This window comes from Lentzea sp. NPDC020367 (genome assembly GCF_044387305.1).
In the GTDB taxonomy this organism is placed as follows: domain Bacteria; phylum Actinomycetota; class Actinomycetes; order Mycobacteriales; family Pseudonocardiaceae; genus Lentzea.
On record NZ_JBIRVV010000007.1, the window covers coordinates 206,229 to 220,934 of the forward strand.

At 68.4% G+C, this 14,706-nt stretch carries 14 protein-coding genes; 7 read left to right on the forward strand and 7 right to left on the reverse strand.

Translation table 11 applies throughout. The annotated features are described in order from the left end of the window. Positions 1-37: 37 nt before the first annotated feature. Positions 38-1,396: an NYN domain-containing protein gene (locus ACH413_RS29175; RefSeq protein ID WP_360043556.1), complete on the reverse strand. Its 1,359-nt coding sequence runs from the start codon at positions 1,394-1,396 to the stop codon at positions 38-40. A 135-nt stretch (positions 1,397-1,531) separates the two neighbouring features. On the opposite strand from ACH413_RS29175, the gene ACH413_RS29180 reads away from it, so the two are divergent. Both ACH413_RS29180 and ACH413_RS29185 read left to right on the forward strand, forming a co-directional pair. Further along, positions 1,532-3,280 (forward strand): DEDD exonuclease domain-containing protein, encoded by a 1,749-nt coding sequence (locus ACH413_RS29180; RefSeq protein WP_396425350.1) that lies wholly within the window; start codon positions 1,532-1,534, stop codon positions 3,278-3,280. Between the two features lie 260 nt (positions 3,281-3,540). After that, positions 3,541-3,828: an Lrp/AsnC family transcriptional regulator gene (locus ACH413_RS29185; protein ID WP_030465012.1), complete on the forward strand. Its 288-nt coding sequence runs from the start codon at positions 3,541-3,543 to the stop codon at positions 3,826-3,828. Between the two features lie 72 nt (positions 3,829-3,900). On the opposite strand, the gene ACH413_RS29190 is transcribed toward ACH413_RS29185, so the two are convergent. The 4 genes from ACH413_RS29190 to ACH413_RS29205 are packed head-to-tail and all read right to left on the reverse strand — an operon-like array spanning position 3,901 to position 8,153. After that, positions 3,901-5,559: a cytochrome bc complex cytochrome b subunit gene (locus ACH413_RS29190; protein ID WP_396425351.1), complete on the reverse strand. Its 1,659-nt coding sequence runs from the start codon at positions 5,557-5,559 to the stop codon at positions 3,901-3,903. Further along, the gene (locus ACH413_RS29195) at positions 5,556-6,680 is read right to left on the reverse strand and encodes a ubiquinol-cytochrome c reductase iron-sulfur subunit (RefSeq protein ID WP_360042460.1); all 1,125 of its coding nucleotides are present in this window, start codon (positions 6,678-6,680) and stop codon (positions 5,556-5,558) included. The genes ACH413_RS29190 and ACH413_RS29195 overlap by 4 nt, the downstream gene beginning before the upstream one ends. Then, the gene (locus ACH413_RS29200; RefSeq protein ID WP_360042457.1) at positions 6,677-7,489 is read right to left on the reverse strand and encodes a c-type cytochrome; all 813 of its coding nucleotides are present in this window, start codon (positions 7,487-7,489) and stop codon (positions 6,677-6,679) included. The genes ACH413_RS29195 and ACH413_RS29200 overlap by 4 nt, the downstream gene beginning before the upstream one ends. Positions 7,490-7,541: 52 nt before the next feature. Then, positions 7,542-8,153, reverse strand: a complete 612-nt coding sequence (locus tag ACH413_RS29205; RefSeq protein WP_093599929.1) for a heme-copper oxidase subunit III — start codon at positions 8,151-8,153, stop codon at positions 7,542-7,544. A gap of 93 nt (positions 8,154-8,246) precedes the next feature. Between ACH413_RS29205 and ACH413_RS29210 the strand changes: the two genes are divergently transcribed. The 4 genes from ACH413_RS29210 to ACH413_RS29225 all read left to right on the forward strand — a co-directional run bounded on the left by ACH413_RS29210 (position 8,247) and on the right by ACH413_RS29225 (position 11,028). Further along, on the forward strand, positions 8,247-8,648 hold the full coding sequence (locus tag ACH413_RS29210; protein WP_360042454.1) for a hypothetical protein: 402 nt from the start codon (positions 8,247-8,249) through the stop codon (positions 8,646-8,648). Between the two features lie 65 nt (positions 8,649-8,713). After that, positions 8,714-9,124, forward strand: coding sequence for a hypothetical protein (locus tag ACH413_RS29215; RefSeq protein WP_319978396.1), 411 nt, complete (start codon positions 8,714-8,716; stop codon positions 9,122-9,124). Between the two features lie 7 nt (positions 9,125-9,131). Then, the gene (gene trpD / locus ACH413_RS29220) at positions 9,132-10,184 is read left to right on the forward strand and encodes an anthranilate phosphoribosyltransferase (protein ID WP_360042451.1); all 1,053 of its coding nucleotides are present in this window, start codon (positions 9,132-9,134) and stop codon (positions 10,182-10,184) included. A 157-nt stretch (positions 10,185-10,341) separates the two neighbouring features. Continuing rightward, positions 10,342-11,028: a lysophospholipid acyltransferase family protein gene (locus ACH413_RS29225; RefSeq protein ID WP_360042448.1), complete on the forward strand. Its 687-nt coding sequence runs from the start codon at positions 10,342-10,344 to the stop codon at positions 11,026-11,028. A 184-nt stretch (positions 11,029-11,212) separates the two neighbouring features. On the opposite strand, the gene ACH413_RS29230 is transcribed toward ACH413_RS29225, so the two are convergent. Next, entirely contained in the window at positions 11,213-11,629 is a 417-nt protein-coding gene (locus tag ACH413_RS29230; RefSeq protein WP_360042445.1) for a cytochrome c oxidase subunit 4, read from the reverse strand. A 13-nt stretch (positions 11,630-11,642) separates the two neighbouring features. Beyond that, positions 11,643-12,575: a cytochrome c oxidase subunit II gene (gene coxB / locus ACH413_RS29235; protein WP_360042442.1), complete on the reverse strand. Its 933-nt coding sequence runs from the start codon at positions 12,573-12,575 to the stop codon at positions 11,643-11,645. Positions 12,576-12,756: 181 nt separating this feature from the next. Here coxB and asnB point away from each other — a divergent pair, with 181 nt between their 5' ends. Beyond that, entirely contained in the window at positions 12,757-14,685 is a 1,929-nt protein-coding gene (asnB, locus tag ACH413_RS29240; protein ID WP_360042439.1) for an asparagine synthase (glutamine-hydrolyzing), read from the forward strand. The last annotated feature ends 21 nt before the right edge of the window (positions 14,686-14,706 follow it).

Below are 14,706 nucleotides of genomic sequence, written 5' to 3' on the forward strand. Positions count from 1 at the left end.
AGCCCGTCAAGATCGACGGCGTCAGGCTACCGGGTGATCAAACGCGCCCGAGACGGGCCAGCAACACAGCGGACGGCACCGGGTGCGCACCGCGGCGTCGCACAGAATCCGCGACCGCGCGATCCGACGTCACCACCACCACAGGACGCCCCTCGGGCTCCGCGGTGACCAGCGCACGAATCACGTCATCGGCCAGAACACCGGGATCACTGAACAGCACGCGCACGCCACGAGGAGCCGCGGCAGGCACCGCCACCACCCCAGCACCGTCGAACACCAACGTCACCTCGGCACCTGTGCGCGCGGCAAGCACCGCCAGCTGGTGCACGAGCCGATCGCGTTGATCTGACAACGACAGCTCCGGATATCCGGTCTTCGTGACGTTGTAGCCGTCCACCACGAGGTGCACGGCGGGCAACGCCAGCAGCCGGTCCAGCGCGGCCGGGTCCTCGACCCGTCCCACGGCCCCCTGCGACGCGCTGGCGCCGCGCACGAGGTCGGCGGGACGCGGCCCGGTGCCTTCCCCGAGGGCCAGCTCACGACGCAGGCCCGTGACGGCGCCGTCGAGGGTGTCCACGAGCAGCGCGAGCCGCACCTCGTCGGCCTGCCTGGCCTCTCGCGCGGACTGCCGGGCCACCTCGGCGTCGGCGATCGCCCGCTGCGCCTTGCCGCGCTCGGTCTCGGCGCGTTCCCGTTCCCGGTCGCGCTCGGCGGACAGGCGCTTGACCTCGTCCGCGGTGCGTTCCTGGATCTTGCCGACCTCGGTGGCCGCCGCCGCGGCCGCGTCCTTGGCCTCACGCAGCTTCACGCCCTGCTCGCGCAACCGCTTGCGCAGGCGTTCCAGCTCGATCTCGGCGTCCGCTCGGACGCGTTCGGTGGCACCGTCGAGGTGGGTGCGCTCGGCCCGGAGCCGTTCCAGCTCTACTTCCATCCGTTCCGCCCGCACGACGGCCGCGTCCCGTTCGGCTCGCAGCGTCGCGTCGCCGACCCGTCGCGAGACCAGCTCCACGTAGTGCAGCGCGACGTCGTCCCCGGTCAGCACCGCCGCGGCGGCCGCCGTCACCGGATCCGGCGAGGTCACCTCCAGCGTCGACGGCCTGTTCTTGCGCAGCCACTCGATCACGGCGGTGCGGAAGTTCGCCGAGTCCCGCAGGCCGGCGACGACCTGCGTGCCGCCCAGACGAGCGCGTTTGGTCGGGGCGAACTTCGCCACCGGACGCAGGTGCTGGGGCACGTCGACCTTCGCCATCTCGCCCAGCGCGTCGGCACCGAGTTCCGCGAGCCTCACCCGCAACGGCTCCGGCAGGGCCGACCAGTCCACAGTGGATTCCTCTGGGGATTCCTCTGCGGACTCACCTGCCTCGTCGGCAGGCTGGTCGAACTCAGGCGCGGGCATCGGGTCGGGCACCCCAACAGGCTAGAGCCCTCGCGCTTGAGCAGCGCACGGACGTGTCCGCCCTTCGGAACAACGATCTGGAAAAGATCACCCGAAGATCACTCCAACGGAGCAACCGCAGGTCAGGGCACCGCGATGGGCCACCGCCGAAAATTGTCAGACCCCGTCGCTAACGTCGGCCACGTGACCGGACAACTGTCCTTCGACGAGCTCGGGACGCCCCTGCGCGACACGACGTTCGTCGTCTTCGACCTGGAGACGACGGGCGGCAGCGCCGAGGAGGACGCCGTCACCGAGATCGGCGCGGTGAAGGTCCGCGGCGGCCAGGTCATCGGCGAGTTCGCCACGCTCGTCGACCCCGAACGCGGCATCCCGCCGATGGTCGCCCAGCTGACCGGGATCACGCAGCTGATGGTGACGGGCGCGCCGACCATGAAGACGGTGCTGCCCGCGTTCCTCGAGTTCGCGGCCGGGGCGGTGCTGGTGGCGCACAACTCGGGCTTCGACGTCGGGTTCATGAAGGCCGCCTGCGAACGGCACGGCTACCGCTGGCCGAAGCCGTCGGTCGTGTGCACGGTGAAGCTCGCACGGCGTGTGCTGAGCCGTGACGAGGCGCCGTCGTGCCGGCTGTCCGCGCTCTCGGACCTGTTCCACACGGAGACCAAGCCGACGCACCGGGCGCTGGCCGACGCCCGCACGACCGTCGAGGTGCTGCACGCGCTGCTGGAACGCGTCGGCAACGTCGGCGTGCACTCCCTGGAGGAGCTGCTGGCGTACCTGCCGGAGGTGACGCCGGAACAACGCCGCAAACGCTCCCTGGCCGCCCACTTGCCGTCCACGCCGGGCGTGTACCTGTTCCGCGGCCCGAAGGAGGAGGTGCTCTACGTCGGCACGGCGTCCGACCTGCGCCGCCGGGTCCGCCAGTACTTCACGGCCAGCGAGGGCCGCCGCAGGCTGCGCGAGATGGTCGCGCTCGCGGTGCGCGTCGACGCCGTGGAGTGCGCCCACCCGCTGGAGGCCGAGGTGCGCGAGCTACGGCTGCTGCGCGCACACCGCCCCGCGTACAACCGACGCTCGAAGAACCCCCACCACGCCTGGTGGCTGACCCTGACCGACGAGCCGTTCCCGCGGATCTCGCTGGTCAAGGTCCCGCGAGACGGCGCTCTGGGCCCGTTCCGCACCCGCAAGGCCGCCGAGTCGGTCGCGGACGCGCTGCTCGACGCCGTCCCGCTGCGCTCCTGCACCATCAAGATCCCCGCGGCGAACCAACGAGCCTCCCCGTGCGCGCTGGCCGAACTCGATCGCTGCAAGGCGCCGTGCGCGGGCCGGCAGACCGTCGACGAGTACTCCCCCGCCGTCGTGGCCGTGCAGGATCTGGTCATCGGCCGCAGCGCGGACCCGTTGCGCACTCTCGTCACCCAACTCGACGGCCTCGCGTCCGCCGAACGCTTCGAGGAGGCCGCCCGCCGCCGCGACCGCCTGGCAGGCCTGGTCCGGTCCCTGGACCGAGCCCAGCGCCTGGCCGCCCTCGCCTCCCTGCCCCAACTGGTGGCCGCTCGACCGGACCGAGAAGGCGGCTGGGAGTTCTCCGTCGTGCGCTACGGCCGCCTGGCCTCCGCCGGAGTCGCCCGCCGAGGCACCCGCCCGATGCCGGTCGTCGACGCACTCGTCGCGTCCGCCGAAACGGTCATCCCGACCCCAGGTCCACTGCGCGGCGCGCCGCCGGAAGAAGCCGGGGTCGTCCTGCGCTGGCTCGACCAACCCGGCACCCGCCTCGTCTACGCCGACGAGCCCTGGTCCTCCCCCGCCGCCGCCGCCGCGGCATGGGTGCCGTGGGCCGAACAAGCCGCGAGCGCCCGCCCCGTTCACGACCGCTGGAACTGACCCCGCACGCCCTCGTTGCAAGACCCTTATGCAAAAGACGTTTGCGGACGTCCGCAAACGTCTTTTGCATAAGGGTGGATAAGGGCAGGTCAGAGGCGGTGGCGGCAACCGATATATCAGTGGGGATGTCGACAAAGCGACACGTGCAAGGTGAGTCCAGCTCGCGTGCCGCGACCGCCGACGTCCTCACGCCGGTGATCAGGCGGTAGGGCAGACTACGGGTGCTTGAGACACCGGAGCCCAGACCCGAGGAGGACGCCGTGGTCACCGCCATCGTGCTGATCCAGGCCGCCGCCGAACGCATTCCCGAGGCCGCGCAGGAGATCGCCGACATCGACGGAGTCACCGAGGTGTACTCCTGTGCCGGTGACGTGGACCTGATCGCGCTGGTGCGGGTCAGCAAGCACGAGGACCTCGCCGCCCTGGTGCCCGGCAAGATCAGCAAGGTCGCCGGTGTGCTGAACACCGACACGCACATCGCGTTCCGCAGCTACTCGAAGCGCGACGACGAGGCCGCGTTCTCCATCGGCCTGGACGACGCCCAGTAGCTCGAACCACCAGAACAGCGAAAAGCCCCCGTGACGAGTCACGGGGGCTTTTCAGCGCTTCAAGCCTGCAGATCAGGCCTTCGGGTCGGACGGCTTGCCCGCGAGCTCGCCGGCCTTGTCCTCAGAACCGGTGTCGAGCAGGTTGGTGTGCTTCGCGTTCTGCAGGGCCACGGTCTCCTCGACCGGGTCCGGCGACCACGTGCTGCCGGCGACCGGGTGACCGGCCGAGCCGAGCTTGTTCATCTTCTTCGGCACCGACGCGCCCTGATAGGCGAGCGGGATCGGGTGACCGTGGTCGTCCACCGGGCCCAGCGGCTGGTGGATCTCGATGAACTCGCCGTGCGGCAGGCGCTTGATGATGCCGGTCTCGACACCGTGCTCGAGCACCTCCCGGTCACCGCGCTGCAGACCGATGCAGATCCGGTACGCGATGAAGTACGCGATCGGCGGCAGCACCAGCATGCCGATGCGGCCCATCCACGTCGTCAGGTTCAACGAGATGTCGAACTGGTAGGCGAAGATGTCGTTACCGCCCATGAGCAGCAGCACCATGAAGTACGTGATCGCCATCCAGCCCAGCGCCGTGCGGACCGGAACGTCACGCGGGCGCTGCAGCAGGTTGTGGTGCGCGTAGTCCTTGGTCATCTTGCGCTCGATCCACGGATACACCGCCGCGATACCGGTCAGCAGCGGCAAACCGAGGATGAACGGCAGGAACGCGGCCGGGATCGTGTAGTTGCCCAGGTAGAACTCCCACGCGGGCCAGATGCGGACCAGACCGTCGGTCCAGCCCATGTACCAGTCAGGCTGTGAGCCGGCGGAGATCTGCGCGGGGTTGTACGGGCCGAAGTTCCAGATCGGGTTGATCTGGAACACCCCGCCCATGATCGCGATGACACCCACGACGATGGCGAAGAAGCCACCGCCCTTCGCCGCGAACACCGGCATGATCCGGACGCCGACGACGTTGGTCTCCTTGCGGCCCACACCCGGGAACTGCGTGTGCTTCTGATACCAGACCAGCGCCAGGTGCGCCGCGATCAGACCCAGGATGATCGCCGGGATGATCAGGATGTGCGCGGTGTAGAGCATCGGGATGATGTCCGTGCCCGGGAACTCCCCGCCGAACATCAACCAGTTGATCCACGTGCCGACCACCGGGAACGAGATCAGCAGCGCCGCCATCACGCGCAGGCCCGTGCCCGAGAGCAGGTCGTCGGGCAGCGAGTAGCCCAGGAAGCCCTCGATCGCGCCGAGCATGAACAGCACGATGCCGATGACCCAGTTGATCTCACGCGGCTTGCGGAACGCGCCGGTGAAGAAGATCCGGAACATGTGCACCACGATCGCCGCCATGAACAGCAACGCCGCCCAGTGGTGCACCTGACGCACGAACAGGCCACCACGCGTCTCGAACGAGATGTCGAGCGTGGACGCGAACGCCCGCGACATCTCGATCCCGCGCAGGTTCTCGAACGTGCCGTTGTAGGTGACCTCGGTCATCGACGGGTCGAAGAACAACGCCAGATACGTACCCGACAGCAACAGCACGATGAAGCTGTACAGGGCGATCTCACCGAGCAGGAACGACCAGTGCGTCGGGAACACCTTGTTCAGCTGTTTGCGCAGGCCAGAGGCCGCGTGGTACCGCTCGTCGGCAGCGTTGGCCGCCGCCCCTGCGACGCGCGCGGCCGCGTTGGCCGGCTTCGTCGGCGTGGTGATGGCACTCATGACTTACGCTCCCAGAACGCCGGACCCACAGCCTCGATGAAGTCGCTGCGGGCAACCAAGTATCCGTCTTCGTCCACCGTGATCGGAAGCTGGGGAAGAGGACGGGTTGCCGGACCGAACCGCGGCTTGGCGTACTCGAACACGTCGAACTGCGACTGGTGGCACGGGCAGAGCAGCAGACCGGTCTGCTGCTCGAACAGCGACGTCGGGCATCCAAGGTGCGTGCAGATCTTGGAGTACGCGTAGAGGTCGCCGTAGTTGAAGTCTTCCTGACCAGCGCGCTTGGTGACCGCCTGGTTCGGGCGCATGCGGATGAGCATGACCGGCGCGTCGGCCCGCTTGAGGGCCGCGACCAGGGCGTGCTCGTCCTCGCGCTCGGACTCCCGGAACGGGAACACCGTCTCGAAGCCGCCCGGCTCGACGTCCTCGGGACGCACCAGGGAGACCTCGTGGAAGTTGCCGGTGTGGCGGCGCAGGTAGACCTTCTCGCCCTTTTCGGCCTTCCAGCCGGTGTGCCACAGCGAGTTCTTGGTCTCGCTGTCCGCGTGCGGGTTCTTGATGAGCGCGCCCAGCGGAACGGCCGCGACGCCCAGACCCAGCACGCCGGCGCCGAGGCCCGCGGTGCGCTTGATCAGGCTGCGGCGCGCGATGCCGCTGCGCTCACCGGCGTCGGCGAGCTCCGCGACCAGCGTGGCGCGGTCGACCTCGGCCGACGGGCCGTCGTGGCGCTGCTGCACCGCGAGCTCTTCGGGGATGAACTTCTTGGTGTAGAGCAGCGCGGCGACGCCCAGAGCCACCACCGACAGGCCCAGGAACAGGCCGATCAGCGGGTTGTAGAGCATGTGCAGCAGGTGGCCGTCGGTGTGCGGGGCCTCGTACTGCCACGGCCAGAACAGGAACACGCCGAGGAAGGCCAGTCCGGACAGCGCGGAGATCACGAACCAGAGCGCGACGACGCGCTCGGCGCGACGCTCGGCACGCGTCCCGGGGACCGGGAACCTCTCCTCGTAGTGGACGAGCTCGACGCCGTCCATCTTCGTGCCGAGCCTGACGAGGTCGTCCCGGCTCATCTCCGCGAGCTCTGCCTCGCTGGGCAGCTCGGTCGGCTTGTCGCCGCTCATGCCTTGGCTCCGATCCAGAGGGTCACGCCGATGAGCGCGGCGATGCCCACGATGAACGCGATCAATCCCTCGGAGACGGGTCCGAACCCGCCCAGGGGGTTACCGCCGGAGTTGTTGTTTCCGTCGGTGACCGACTTGACGTACGCGATGATGTCTTTCTTCTCTTCCGGCGTGAGCTGGCGCTCGCCGAACTTCGGCATGTTCTGCGGGCCGGTCAGCATCGCCGTGTAGATCTGGTCCTCGGTCACGCCGTCGAGCTCCGGCGCGAACTTGCCGGACGACAGCGCGCCGCCACGGCCCGTGAAGTTGTGGCAGCTGGCGCAGTTGAGGCGGAAGAGCTCGCCACCGCGCGCGGGGTTGTCGCCGCGCAGGGCCTCGCCGGACTCGGAGGGCTTCTTCGGGCCCTCGCCACCGTTGGCGGTGATGTAGGCCATCAGCGCGTTGATCTGCTCAGGAGTGAGCTTCGCCGGCTTGCGGATGGCCTGGGCCTCCTGCCGCGCCATGGGCATGCGGCCGGAGGAAGTCTGGAAGTACACCGCGGCGTCACCGACGCCGATCAGGCTCGGCCCGCGGTCCTTGACGCCCTCGAGGGACTTGCCGTGGCAGCCCGCGCAGGTGTTCAGGTAGATCTGCTCGCCCTGGCGGACCAGAGCGTCCTCCTGCTGTGCCTGGGCGGTCTGCGCCTGGGGCGCGAACGCGACGAACAGCATGCCTGCGCTGAGCAGGGCGAAGCCCAGCGCGAGCAGACCGGCGACCCGGCGGCGCAGCTTCGTGCGGGCGCCGCGCGGGCGTTTCGTAGTGGTGGTCATGGTGTGCGGCAACCCTTGCTGTCAGTTCGGGAGCTCGTGGCTGGGGAGCAGGTCAGGGCACGATGTAGATGATGGCGAAGAGCCCGATCCACACGACGTCGACGAAGTGCCAGTAGTACGACACGACGATGGCGGAGGTGGCCTGCGCCGGCGTGAACTTGCTGAGCTTCGTCCGGATCAACAGGTAGACGAACGCGATCAGACCGCCGATGACGTGCAAGCCGTGGAAGCCGGTCGTGAGGTAGAAGACCGTGCCGTAGGCCGACGACGGGATCGTCGTGCCCTCCTCGACGAGGGTGAAGTACTCACCCGCCTGGCCTCCGACGAAGATCGCTCCCATGATCAACGTCACGATGTACCAACGACGCAGACCGAACACGTCGCCCCGCTCAGCGGCGAACACGCCCCACTGACACGTGAAGGACGACGCGACCAGGATGATCGTGAAGACCGCCGCGTAGGGAACGTTCAGGTGGGTGGGCGCTGGGGGCCAATGCCCAGTGTCGTTCTGGGCCTTCACCGTGAAGAACATGGCGAAGAGGCCAGCGAAGAACATGAGCTCGCTGGACAGCCAGACGATCGTGCCGACGCTGACCATGTTCGGGCGGTTCAGCGAGTGCACGCGCTGGCCGATTGAAGGCGCTGCCGTGGTCACGCGCAGCATTATTGCCTGCGGAATTTCCGTCCGCCCATCGGGTCCTGCGCGGATCATGGGTCGGCTGGGTCACACAGCGGGTGATCGCGAGGAGATCAACGAATGGGTTTGCTGGGCCGATTGCGGGACATGCTGCGGCGGGAGGACGAGCCGACGCTGTCGATCGACGATCCGGCGCTGGTCGTCGTGGTCGAGGCGTTCGACATCGCGGAGGCCGATTCGGCCGCTCTGGCCCGTTCGCCGCAGTGGCGCGCCGACGAGCTCGCCGTGCTCCGCCACCACGTGCGCATCCCCGCTGACCAGGTCGAACGCGCGCGAGAACTGCTCACGCCCGACGGCTGGGTGCTCGCCGCCGGTGATATATCGCATATCAGTCGGGTGCAGAAGCTGGACGCCCTGCACTGCGCTCAGGAGCGGTCGAGGATGGCCTCACTGGCGCAACGACTCGGTGGCGACGCCCTGGGGTGGGACGCCCTGCAGAAACCACACGAACCGGCCCGATAGCATCACGGCGACCTTGGTCACTTTCTTCACGACCGCAGTCGGCAGTCGCAGCGGAGGATCCAGAGATGAGCACGCAGACCACGAAGATCCTGGTGTTCAGCCACCGGCCCGAGGTGCGTGAGACGATCATCACTGCGGTCGGCCGCCGTCCCGCGCCGGACCTCGCGCGCGTCGAGTACGTCGAGGTCGGCGCGATCGCGGACGTCCTCTACGAGGTGGACAACGGCACCGTCGACCTGCTGATCCTCGACGGCGAGGCGCAGCCGACCGGTGGCATGGGCCTGTCCCGCCAGCTCAAGGACGAGATCACGAACTGCCCGCCGATCGTCGTCGCGGTGCGCCGCAAGGACGACAGGTGGCTCGCGACCTGGTCGCAGGCGGACGCGGTGCTGGTGCACCCGCTCGACCCGCTGGCCGCCGCCGAGACCGTGGCCGAGGTGCTGCGGGGCTTGGCTTTGCCCGTCGTCAAGGGCTGATCCCGTCATGAGCCAGCGCACCTGGCCCTCGCTGCTCAACCGGCTGCTCGACGGCGTCGACCTGACCGCTGACGACACCGCCTGGGGAATGGACCAGGTGATGTCCGGCGAGGCGACCGCGGCGCAGATCGCGGCGTTCGTCGTCGCGTTGCGCGCCAAGGGCGAGACGCCGGAGGAGGTCGACGGCCTCGCGACGATGATGCTCAACCACGCGAACCGGTTCACGGTGGACGTGCGGGCGACCGACATCGTGGGAACCGGCGGCGATCATTCCGGTTCGGTGAACATTTCGACGATGGCCGCGATCATCACGGCCGCCGCGGGCGTGCCCGTGGTCAAGCACGGCAACCGCGCGGCGTCGTCGCAGTGCGGCACGGCGGACGTCCTGGAGGCGCTGGGCGTCGCGATCGACCTGCCCGCCGGCGGTGTGCAGGAGACCGTGCGCGAACTCGGCATCGGCTTCTGCTTCGCGCCGGTGTTCCACCCCGGCTTCCGGCACGCGGGCCCGGTGCGACGCGAGATCGGCATTCCCACGTCGTTCAACCTGCTCGGCCCCCTGACGAACCCGGCGCAGCCCACGGTCGGCCTGATCGGCTGTGCGCGGGCGTCGGCGGCGCCGCTGATCGCCGGCGTGTTCGCGCGGCGGCGCAACACCGCGCTGGTGGTGCGGGGTGACGACGGGCTCGACGAGATCACCACGACCACGACGACGTCCGCGTGGCTCGCGCAGGACGGTGTGGTGCGCACGGAGACCATCGATCCGTCCGTGCTCGGTGTGAAGCCCGCGCGCGAGGAGGACTTGAAGGGCGGCGACTCGTCGGTCAACGCCCAGGTGGTCCGCGACCTCGTGGCCGGCAAGACGGGTTCGGTGCGGGACGCGGTGCTCGTGAACGCGGCGGGCGCCATCGCGGCGCACGGCGGGTTCTCCGACGACCTGCACGCCGACCTGACGGCCTCGCTGAGCCGCGCGGCCGACGCGATCGACTCAGGCAGGGCGGCGACGCTGCTGAGCCGCTGGGTGGAGCTCTCACAGGCTCTGAAGGCGTCCCCGAAGAAGTAACCGAACGACTGACTGAACGGGTTCCGGTCACGCGTCGTCGCCGACGCGTGACCCTGCTCGCACGGCCGCCGCATCGGTGTAGTCCGAGCGAGTGATGGGCCAGAGATGCGCGCCACGTGGTAACGCCGTCGCAATCGCCACCTGGAATGCTGGAGTCATGGCCCTCCTCTACCCGGTGATGAAGCACGTCGTCGCGCGCACAGCCCGTCTGGTCTACCGCCCGGTGGTGGACGGTCTGGAGAACATCCCCACCGACGGCCCCGTCATCCTGGCGGCCAACCACCTCAGCTTCATCGACAGCGTCGTGATCCCGATGGTCGTGCCGCGCCGGGTGTCGTTCCTCGCGAAGGCGGAGTACTTCACGGGCACCGGTCTGAAGGGCTCGCTGTCGCGCTGGTTCTTCTCCTCGCTCGGCCACGTGCCGGTGCACCGCGGCAAGGGCCGTGACGCCCGTGCAGCGCTCGACACGGCCGCCGACATCCTCGCGCGGGGCGACGCCTTCGCCATCTACCCGGAGGGCACGCGCTCGCTCGACGGCATGCTCCACCGCGGCCGCACGGGCGTGGCCCGCATGGCGCTGGAGTCCGGGGCCCCGGTCATCCCCGTCGGCATCATCGGCACGGACAAGGTGCAGCCGGTCGGCAGCAGGTTCCCGAAGATCGTCCCGGTGACGGTCCGCTTCGGTGAGCCGCTCGACTTCAGCCGCTACGAGGGCATGGAGGAGTCGCTGCCGGTGCTGCGCAGCGTCACCGACGAGATCATCTACCGCATCCTCGACCTGAGCGGCCAGGAGTACGTCGACGCGTACCAGAAGACGCCCGAGAAGGTCTCTGCCGCCGCGTAGCCGCCAGAGCTTCGTTCCAGGCCTGCGAAAGGGCCCTCCCCGCTGTCGGCGGGGAGGGCCCTTTCTCGTGCGATATGCGATGTATCACATACGGGACATCAGTCCGTCCACACACGACTGAGGCCCCCTCCACTGTGGAGGGGGCCTCAGTCGAAGCAATATCCGATGTATCGGATATGGGATATCAGTCGTGGTTGGGACCGGTGTGGTACTCGAACACCAGACCGCCGACCATGACCAGCACCATGACGATGGCGATCACCAGCAGCCACACGTGCCAGAACGCCAGCGCCACACCGGTGGTCGCCGCCGCGGCGGCGAGCCCGACCGGCCAGTACGAGCCGGGGCTGAAGAAGCCCAGCTCACCGGCGCCGTCGGACACCTCGGCGTCGGGGTTGTCCTCCGGCCGCACCTCGATGCGGCGGGCGACGAACCGGAAGTAGGTGCCGGTGATGAGGGCCAGGCCACCGGTCAGCGCGAGCGCCACCGTGCCGGTGGGCTCGACGTGGCCGGTCGCCAGGTGCGTCCAGTAGCCGTACACGATGGCCATCAGGAACGAGAAGGCCATCACCAGGTCGAATACGCGAGCTTCGATCTTCATCGCGAGGCGTTCCCTACTTCTGGCCCGCACCGGAGGCTTCGCGCGCCGTCCGGTCGGTGTTGAACGGGGTGGTCGTCGTGGCAAGCGGCGAACACCACTTGTCACAGTTCACCTGAGAGAGGGCCTCGGCCGTGGTGTACGGCTTGCCCGTCTTCTCGTTGACCTGCTTGCGCAGCTCGATGTACTTCTCGAAGTCGGCTTCCTCAAGGGCGCGGACCTCGAAGTTCATCACCGCGTGGTACGAGCCGCAGAGCTCGGCACAACGGCCGACGAACGCGCCAGGACGGTCGATCTGGTCGATCTGGAAGACGTTGTCCTGGTTGTTCTTCTCCGGCATCGGGAAGACGTCCCGCTTGAAGTGGAACTCCGGCACGAAGAACGAGTGGATGACGTCCGTCGAGCGCAGCGTGAACTGGATGCGCTTGCCGGCCGGCAGCACCATGATCGGGACTTCGCCCGAGGTGCCGACCGTGCTGACGACGTTGCCCTCTTCGGTCTTGTGGTCCGGGTACTGGAACTCCCAGTTCCACTGGAACGCGATCACGTCGACGTTGACGTCGGGCTTGCCCGACTTGTCCGTGACGTAGTTCTGCGTGACGGCGGTGAAGTAGAACAACACCGCCACGATCACCGTCGGCACGACGATGAGCACGATCTCCAGCGGGAGGTTGTACGCCGTCTGACGCGGCAGCTCCTCCGACTTCTTGCGGTGGAACACCACCGACCACAGGATCAGGCCCCACACGATGACGCCGACGACGAGCGCGGCGACCACGGACCAGGTCCAGAGCTCGCGCATCTTCTCGGCCTGCGGCGTGACGGCCTGCGGCCATCCGAAGCGCAGCACCTCGTCCGTGGAGCAACCGGTGGCCCCGATGCCGACCAGGCCTACCAGCCCAGCGGTCTTCACCAGCCGGGATGCCCTGGTGCCCTCCTTCAGGCCCACTGCTCGCCCGCCTCCTCGTTCCATGCCAACGGATCAAGCGGGAGCGTAGCCCAGCGCAACGGCGCTCACCCCTTGGGGGCACCGCCGCTGCGGTGCAGTTTCGGTCACACAGAGGCCCTTCGGCATACTGAGGACTTCCCCGTGGTCTTCCCCTTCGTGTTTCTTGAGAGGTGCGAGAGCCTTGTGCGGCCTGGCAGGACTTGTATGCCCTAGCGAGAACGAGGCCGAGAACGCGCGCCCGGCCATGGAGGCGGCGCTGCGCTGCATGCGGCACCGCGGCCCGGACGAGAGCGGCACCAGGCGGGTCGACGAGGTCGTGTTCGGCTTCAACCGGCTCGCCATCATCGACATCGAGCACTCCCACCAGCCGTTGACCTGGGGTCCGGCGGAGTCGCCGAGCCGGTACACGATCAACTTCAACGGCGAGATCTACAACTACCTGGAACTGCGCGCGGAGCTCACCGAGAAGCACGGCGCGGTCTTCCACACCGACGGCGACACCGAGACCATCGTCGCCGCCTACCACTACTTCGGGCCCGCGGCGATCACGAGGCTGCGCGGCATGTTCGCCTTCATGATCTGGGACTCCGAGCGCGACATCGTGTTCGGCGGCCGCGACCCGTTCGGCATCAAGCCGCTGTACTGGGCGCAGGGTCAGAGCGGCGTCGCGTTCGCCAGCGAGAAGAAGCTCCTGCTGGAGATCGCCACCACGATCGGCATCGCCCCGAAGATGAACGTCAAGGGGCTGCAGCACTACCTCACGCTGCAGTACGTGCCGGAGCCCGCCTCGCTGCACGACCAGATCTACCGCGTCGAGTCCGGCCACTCGTTCACACTGGTGCCGGGCGAGTCGCCGAGGTTCGAGCGGTACTTCCCGGCGAACTTCAAGGTCCGCACGGTCCGCAGCGAGGGCGAGGCCGACGCGCTCTACGACGAGATCACCGCCGCGCTGCGCGACTCGGTCGCCAAGCACATGCGCGCGGACGTGACGGTCGGCTCGTTCCTGTCGGGCGGCATCGACTCGACGGTGGTCGCGGCGCTGGCCAAGGAGCACAACCCGGACCTGATCACGTTCACCACGGGGTTCGAGCGGCAGGGGTTCTCCGAGGTCGACGTGGCCGCGGAGTCCGCCGCGCTGATCGGCGTGAAGCACGTGGTCCGCACGGTCAGCGCGCAGGAGATGATGGACTCCCTGCCGTTGATCACCTGGTACCTCGACGACCCGGTGGCCGACCCGGCGCTGGTGCCGTTGTGGTTCATCGCCCGTGAGGCGCGTCAGCACGTGAAGGTCGTCCTGTCCGGTGAGGGCGCGGACGAGCTCTTCGGCGGATACACGATCTACCGCGAGCCGTTGTCGCTGGCGGGGTTCGAGAAGGTGCCGGGCGCGCTGCGCAAGGCGATGGGCAAGGTCTCCACGAAGATCCCGCACGGCGTGCGCGGCAAGGACCTGCTGCGTCGCGGGGCTTTGACGCTGGAGGAGCGCTACTACGGCAACGCGCGCATCTTCCTCGACGACCACCTGCGGCAGGTGTTGCGCACGTACGACCCGGCGGTGTCCCACATGGACGCGACGGCCCAGCCGTACCGCGAGTCGCGCAACTGGGACCCGGTCACGCGCATGCAGCACGTCGACCTGTTCACCTGGCTGCGCGGGGACATCCTGGTCAAGGCCGACAAGATGACCATGGCGAACTCGCTGGAGCTGCGCGTCCCGTTCCTCGACCCCGAGGTCTTCAAGATCGCGTCGCAGATCCCGAGTGAGTTGAAGATCACGAAGGACACCACGAAGTTCGCGCTGCGCAAGGCGATCCGCGACATCGTGCCGGCGCACGTGCTGAACCGCCGCAAGCTCGGCTTCCCGGTGCCGATCCGGCACTGGCTCAAGGACGAGATGCACGACTGGGCCGTCGACATCGTGCGCACGTCGCAGACCGACCAGTACATCGACAAGTCCGCGGTGCTTCGGCTGATCGAGGAGCACCGCTCCGGCGTGCTCGACCACAGCCGCCGCATCTGGGCACTGCTGGTGTTCATGATCTGGCACGGCATCTTCGTCGAGGGCCGCATCCAGCCGGTGGTGCCGGAGCCGCACTACCCGGTCAAGCTCTAGCGGTTGGGGCCCCTCTCCGGA